General features: G+C 64.4%; 6 protein-coding genes. 5 read left to right on the top strand and 1 reads right to left on the bottom strand.

Translation table 11 applies throughout. The features are described 5' to 3' along the window. Positions 1-143 precede the first annotated feature (143 nt). From ACVOLS_RS21060 to ACVOLS_RS21040, 5 genes are all read left to right on the top strand, one after another. The gene (locus ACVOLS_RS21060; protein ID WP_481547241.1) at positions 144-764 is read left to right on the top strand and encodes a hypothetical protein; all 621 of its coding nucleotides are present in this window, start codon (positions 144-146) and stop codon (positions 762-764) included. Between the two features lie 71 nt (positions 765-835). Beyond that, positions 836-1,714, top strand: coding sequence for an HlyC/CorC family transporter (locus ACVOLS_RS21055; RefSeq protein WP_282272562.1), 879 nt, complete (start codon positions 836-838; stop codon positions 1,712-1,714). A 62-nt stretch (positions 1,715-1,776) separates the two neighbouring features. After that, positions 1,777-2,949: a lipoprotein N-acyltransferase Lnb domain-containing protein gene (locus ACVOLS_RS21050; RefSeq protein WP_481547242.1), complete on the top strand. Its 1,173-nt coding sequence runs from the start codon at positions 1,777-1,779 to the stop codon at positions 2,947-2,949. A 14-nt stretch (positions 2,950-2,963) separates the two neighbouring features. Beyond that, positions 2,964-3,977, top strand: coding sequence for a magnesium and cobalt transport protein CorA (locus ACVOLS_RS21045; protein ID WP_282272560.1), 1,014 nt, complete (start codon positions 2,964-2,966; stop codon positions 3,975-3,977). Between the two features lie 30 nt (positions 3,978-4,007). Next, positions 4,008-5,300, top strand: coding sequence for a M24 family metallopeptidase (locus ACVOLS_RS21040; RefSeq protein ID WP_481547240.1), 1,293 nt, complete (start codon positions 4,008-4,010; stop codon positions 5,298-5,300). A gap of 175 nt (positions 5,301-5,475) precedes the next feature. Here the strand turns inward: ACVOLS_RS21040 and ACVOLS_RS21035 are convergent, their stop codons facing one another. Next, a complete protein-coding gene (locus ACVOLS_RS21035; RefSeq protein ID WP_481547239.1) occupies positions 5,476-6,843 on the bottom strand; it encodes an NAD-dependent succinate-semialdehyde dehydrogenase in 1,368 nt (455 codons plus the stop codon). Positions 6,844-7,024: the final 181 nt, after the last annotated feature.

The following is a 7,024-nucleotide window of genomic DNA, read 5'->3' as shown; positions in this document are numbered from 1 at the left end:
TTATTTTTGGTCCTGTCTCTGCTCTGCTCTGGTCTCCTGCACCCCCGCCCCGGGCTTCTTCGCCGCCCCCACTACCCCTGCTTGCTCCTGCAACAAGGCGCCGGACCTCGATGCCGCTATCATCGGCTCCTGCACTTCCCCGAATGAATGCCGTGCGCTCAACCTGCCTGCTGCCACTCTTGCTCGTCGCCATCGGCTCGGCCCATGCCCAGCCTGCCATCGACCTGCCCGCCCTGATCGAATGCCGCCAGAGCGTCAGCGAGTTCGCTGCATTGGCACCCATCGCCAATGACCCGCTGAAGGCGGTAGCACTGGGCTGGCGACCGTTGCCGCAGGGCAACCTGTTCATGGCCGAGTACATGCTGAACACCCCGATCACGGTGTTCGGCCACAGCGCCGAGCATATCGCCATGGCCGGCGGCACCATCATCGCCATCCTCGACATGCCCGATCCGCGCCCGCTGGCCAAACAGCTGGAGCTGGAAACCGGCTACGACGCCCCTGACAAGTTCATGGCAGGCCGCGAGCTGGTCAGCCGCGACGTCAACGACGCCAAGACCGGCGAAGCGCTGATCGAATCGGTGATCCTGGGCGTGTCCACGGTCAAATCCCACCCAGGCAAAACCCTGGCCGGCTGCACCTACAGCCTGGACCTGCCCGCCGAGGGAGAAGCCCCGCCCGCCCCCGCCAAGCCGGCCGAAATCCCGGCCGATGTACCGCCGGTAGCCCCAAGCGTACAGACCCCCAACCCGCCGTCAGCTTGAACAGACCGCGGCAAACATCCTGCTAGACTTGTCGGCACCGCCCGGCCTGCCGGGTGCAGTCAAACCAAGAGATGTCTGAAGACGACAGTAGTACCTCGCCCGAAAACGGCGAGAAGAAACGCAGCTGGCTGGAGCGCCTGGGTTCGGCGTTCTCCAGCGAACCCCACACCCGCGACGAGCTGGTTGGCATCCTGCAGACGGCACAGCAGGACGGCCTGATCGCCGCAGACACCCTGCGGATGATGGAAGGCGCCATTTCGGTGGCCGAGCTGACCGTCGGCGACGTGATGATCCCGCGCTCGCACATGGTGTCGCTGCCGGTGGACCGGCCTTTCATCGAGCTGATGAAGCAGGTGGTCGATTCCGGCCATTCGCGCTTCCCGGTGCACGGTGAGAACAAGGACGACATCCTCGGCATCCTGCTGGCCAAGGACCTGCTGCGCGGCGTGGTCGCTGACAACAGCCATGCCAGCGTGCGCGAGCTGCTGCGTCCGGCGGTACTCATCCCCGAATCGAAGAAGCTCAATGTGCTGCTCAAGGAGTTCCGGCTCTCGCGCAACCACATGGCGATCGTGGTAGACGAGTACGGCGGCGTCGCCGGCCTGGTCACCATCGAGGACGTGCTGGAGCAGATCGTCGGCCAGATCGACGACGAGCACGACGAAACCGAAGACCACACCTCGCAGATCGCCATCCTCGCCGATGGCCGCTATGTGGTGGACGCGCTGACCACCATCGGCGACTTCAACGAGCGCTTCGGCGCCGAGTTCTCCGATGACGATTACGACACCATCGGCGGCCTGGTCACCGAGGCCGTTGGCCATCTGCCGGAAATCGGCGATGAGCTGACCCTGGAGCGCTTCGTGTTCCGGGTGGCCAAGGCCGATGCACGCCGCGTGCAGGCCTTCCACGTGACCATCCTGCCACCTGAAGACCAGGACGAAGCTTGATCACCCTGCGCCTGCCGCGGCTGCTGTCCGCGTTTGCGTCGTTGTTCCTGCTGCTGGCCGCGATGGCCAGCAGCGCACAACCGGTCGCCAACCACCCCAGCGAAACCAATGCACACCCGGCACCGCGCATCGGCGTGGTGACCATGTTGCCGGGCGAAGTGTTCTTCGAACGCTTCGGCCATGACGCACTGGTGGTGCTGGACCCGGTAACGGGGCAGGCAACGTCGTACAACTTTGGCTTCTTCGACCCGTCCGAGCCGGACTTCATCGGCAACTTCGTGCGCGGCAAGATGATGTATTACCTGGTCGCACTGCCGCTGGAGCAGGACCTGGCGCAGTACGAGAGTGTCGGCCGCGGGGCAAACATCCAGTGGCTGGACCTGCCGCCGGCGCAGGCACAGGCGCTGGCTGATGCACTGGCCGAACGGGCCAAGCCCGAGAACGCGCGCTATCGCTACGACTACTTCACCGCCAACTGCGCCACCATGGTGCGCGACAGCCTGGACCAGGCCATGGGCGGCGCCCTGCAATCGCAGCTGGCGGGTCGCTCGCGTGGCAACAGCTATCGCAGCGAATCGGTGCGACTGGCCTCGCCTTCGCCTTGGATGTGGCTGGGCTTTGACATCGGCCTGGGCCCGAATGCCGACCAGCCGCTGTCGCGCTGGCAGGAAGCCTTCGTGCCCATGCGCCTGGCCGACAGTCTGCGCGAAGTACGCAACAGCGAAGGCCGGCCTCTGGTACAGGCCGAGCAGGAACTGCTGCCGCAACGTCTGCCGCCGGAGCCAAAAGAAAAACAGCGTTCCTGGTGGCCGTGGCTGTTGGTCGGCCTTGCCGTCGCCGCTGCACTGTACGCCGCACGCCGCAAGCCGCGCCTGATTGGCGGTCTTGCCCTGCCGTTCTGGCTGTTCTGCGGCATTGCCGGTGGCCTGCTGACCTTCTTGTGGGGCTTCAGCGAACACCAGGCCGCCTGGGCCAACCGCAACCTGCTGCTGCTCAGCCCGCTGGCACTGTTGTTGATCCCCGGCGCATGGAGTCTGCTGCGCGGGCATCAACCGCGCACCTGGTTCCGGATCGTCCTGTGGCTGATGACCGGCATTGCGCTGCTTGCGCTGCCGCTGCATTGGCTGTCGCTGCAAGCACAGTTCAACGTGCAATGGATCGTACTGCTGCTGCCCATCCATGTCGCACTGGCACTGATTCTTGGGCGCCGCAGCTTGGCGTTACCGGCCAGCTGAGGCACGATGCCGGGATGACTACCGGCATCACTCCAACTCCCGTCCAGGCCAATCCGGCCTGCGTGATCAATTGCACCTGGTACGGTGCCGATGGCACCCAGCGTCCACTGGATCTGGACAGCATCAGCGACGTACTCGCCGATGATGCCAAGGGCTTCGTCTGGGTCGGCCTGTACGAACCCAGCGACGCGATCCTGGACAAGGTGCAGGAAGAATTCGACCTGCATCCACTGGCGATCGAAGACACCCGCAAGGCGCACCAGCGGCCCAAGATCGAAACCTACGGCAATTCCCTGTTCGTGGTCGTGCACACCGCCCAGGTCGTGGATGAGCGCATCCGCTACGGCGAAACCCATGCCTTCCTCGGCCCGCGCTTCCTGGTGACGGTCCGCCACGGCGCCTCGCTGTCGTATGCGCCAGTGCGCGCGCGGCTGGAGCAGGAGCCCGAGTTGCTGGCGATGGGTCCCTCGTTCTGCCTGTACTCGGTGCTGGATGCGGTGGTCGATCATTACCTGCCGATAACCGACAGCTTCCGCGACACCCTGGACCTGCTGGAGAAAAACATCTTCGCCGACACCTATGAGCGGCGCACGGTGATCCGCCTGTACGAGCTCAAGCGCGAGCTCAACAAGATGCGGCTGGCGGTTGCGCCACTGCAGGATGCGCTGGCGCAGCTGCAACGCAACCAGGCGCAGTTGATCAACGAGGAAGTGCGGCTCTACCTGCGCGACGTGCAGGATCATGCAGCACGGGTCAACGACGCCATCGACACCTTGCGGGAAATGCTGGGCACCGCGCTGAACGTCAACCTGTCACTGGTCACGCTGGCGCAGGGCGAGACGGTCAAACAGCTCGGTGCATGGGCGGCATTGTTGGCCGCGCCAACCCTGGTCACCAGCTGGTACGGCATGAACTTCGCGCATATGCCGGAACTGGCCGGGCGCTTCGCCTATCCGCTGCTGATGCTCGGCGTCGGTGTGATCTGCGTGGTGCTGTACCGCCTGTTCAAACGTTCCGGCTGGCTTTGATCAGCCACTTCGTCCTTCGAGAGAGCAACCATGCAGCACGACCACTCCAATCCTGCACGCCGTAGTTTCCTGCGCAACACGCTGATTGCCAGCGCCGCCGCGCTGCCGTTGTCGCAACTGGCATCGGCGCAGACTGCCAGCAATAACGACCACGCCTTGCCCGAATCGATGCGCGCCCTGAAATCGGTCGCTGCGCAGGTGGTTCCAATCAGCAACGATGAGCGCATCGCGCGCGTGGCCAAGGCCCAGCGCCTGATGGCCGAGCACGGCATCGATGCGGTGTTCATCGGCGCGGGAAGCTCGCTGACCTATTTCACCGGCATGCGTTGGTGGGACAGCGAGCGGCTGACCGGCGTCATCCTGCCGCGCAAGGGCGAACCGGTGTACGTGACACCGGAATTCGAACGCGTGCGCACGCTGGAGCAGATCAAACTCGGCAACGATGTGCGCGGCTGGCAGGAGGACGAGGACCCTTACGCCCTGGTCGCCAAGGTGCTGCGCGACATGGGCCATGCCACCGGCACGCTGGGTATGGAGGAAGCCGTGCCCTACTTCCGCGCCAAAGGCATTGCCGACGCCCTACCGCAGGCCAAGGTGGTACCGGCATGGCCGGTGGTATCCGGCTGCCGTCGGGTCAAGAGCGCGGCCGAATTGGCCTTGATGAAACTTGCCAACGAAGCCACGCTGGCGGTGTATGAAGCCGTGTGGAAGGCCTTGAAGCCAGGCATGACCGAGCAGGACATCAGCGGCCTGCTGGCGATGGCCTACGCGCGTACCGGGCTGAATGGCGATGCCAGCGTCAACGTCGGCAAGTACACCGCATCCCCGCACGGCTCGGACAAACCGCAGCATCTGGTCGAGGGTACGCCGATCATCTTCGACGGCGGCTGCCGCGCCGGCGGCTATACCAGCGACATCACCCGCACCGTGGTGCTGGGCCAGCCCAACGACGAGATCCGCAAGGTATTCGACATCGTATTGAAGGCGCAGACCGCCGCATTGAATACGGCACGCCCAGGCGTGGCGATGGGCGATGTGGATGCAGCTGCGCGCAAGGTGATCAGCGATTCCGGCTACGGCCCGGATTACCGCTATTTCAGCCACCGTCTCGGCCACGGCATCGGCCTGGACATGCACGAATGGGATTACCTGGTTCGCGGCAACACCCACCTGCTGGAGCCGGGCATGACCTTCAGCGACGAACCCGGTATCTATATCCCCGACCGCTTCGGCGTGCGCCTGGAGGACATCCTCTACGTCACCGAAGATGGCGCCGCGCTGATGACCCCGCAGAGCAAGTCCATCGACCAGCCGTTTGGGTGAGCCGGCTCTTTGTAGGAGCGGCGTAAGCCGCGAAGCCACTGATGGTAAACCGCTCCGACAACCCGCAATCTGGCGCACTGCAGTTGCGGGTTGTCGCAGGTGCGCAAGGTCTGCCAGCTTCGCGGCTTACGCCGCTCCTACAACCTCGCCTCCCACAACCACGCCTGCGCTTTCGTCAGGCCACGTAAACGGTCTTGATGTTCATGAACTCATGAATACCCGGCCCGGCCAGCTCACGCCCGAATCCAGACCGCTTGGTCCCGCCAAACGGCAGCCGCGCGTCGCTCTTCACCACTGAATTGACGAAGGCCGCGCCGCATTGCAGCTGTACCGCGACGTTCTCGCCGCGCAGCACATCACGGGTCCAGACGCTGCCACCCAAGCCGAAGCTGGTGTCATTGGCCACGCGCACGGCCTCGACCTCGTCCTTGACCCGGATGATCGCCGCCACCGGCCCGAACAATTCCTCGTCATACGCCGGCATACCGGGGCCGACGTTGTCGAGGATCGTGGCCTGATAGCCTGCGTTGCTGTCGGCAACCGGTTTGCCACCCAACAGTACCTTTGCACCCTTGTCGACGCTGGCGTGCACCTGCTTGTGCAGCTCGTCGCGCAGGTCAGCGCGCGCCATCGGCGCGAGCGTGCACGCCTCTTCCTGCGGATCACCGTAAACACGCGCCTGCGCAGCTTCGACAAAACGCTGCACGAAAGCATCAGCAATCGATTCGACCAGGATGAAACGCTTGGCAGCAATGCAGGTCTGTCCAGCGTTGTCGAATCTTGAGCGCACCGCTGCGGCCGCCGCCAGATCCAGATCGGCGTCATCCAGCACCACGAAGGCATCGCTGCCCCCGAGTTCCATCACGCACTTCTTCAGCTGGTCGCCGGCATTGGCCGCAATCGACCGCCCTGCCCGCTCACTGCCGGTCAGCGTAACCGCCTTGATCCGCCGATCACGCAGCACATCAGCGGCCTGATCATTGTCGATATGTAGTACATCGAATACGCCTTTCGGAATTCCCGCGGCGGCAACCACTTCACGCAACAGGTCGGCGCAGCCCGGCACATTGCTGGCGTGCTTGAGCAGGGCGACATTACCGGCCATCAAACCCGGGGCGAGGAAGCGGATCACCTGCCAGATCGGGAAATTCCACGGCATCACCGCCATCACGCAGCCGATGGGCTGGTAGATGACGTAACTGCGCTGGGCTTCGGTCGGGATCGGCTGCGGCTTCAGGTAGTCGGCCGCGTGGTCGGCGTAGTATTCGCAGCCCGCGGCGCTCTTCTCGATCTCGGCCAAGGCCTCGCGGCGCAGCTTGCCCATCTCGGAAGTCATCACGCGCTGGATCTCGTCGCGACGCTCGCGCAGGCCGGCTGCGACCTTGCGCAGACAGTCACCGCGCTGTTCCAGCGACAAGGCCGACCATTGCGGGAAGGCCGATTCAGCTGCAGCCAGACGCTGCTCGATGCCAGCAGCGGTCATCAGCTCGATCGTACGCACGACCTCGCCATTGAAGGGATTGATAGTCTGATACGACGCCATGGACTCACCTGCGTTCAACGAATGCAGGAATGGTAGCGCCGCGAATGTTGCGCGCAGGTAAATCCCGAGGTGCCATGTAGTGCCGAGCCATGCTCGGCAGGGGCGTTACCCGTAGACCAGTTGTTGGGGGGGGGGGGGGGGGGGGGAGCGGGGGGGCGGCACAAGACGCCCCGAGGGGGGT

It is taken from the genome of Stenotrophomonas sp. STEN038, from assembly GCF_056759895.1.
Note: the sequence above shows the minus strand (reverse complement) of the source record. Positions and strands in the feature narration are given on the sequence as shown.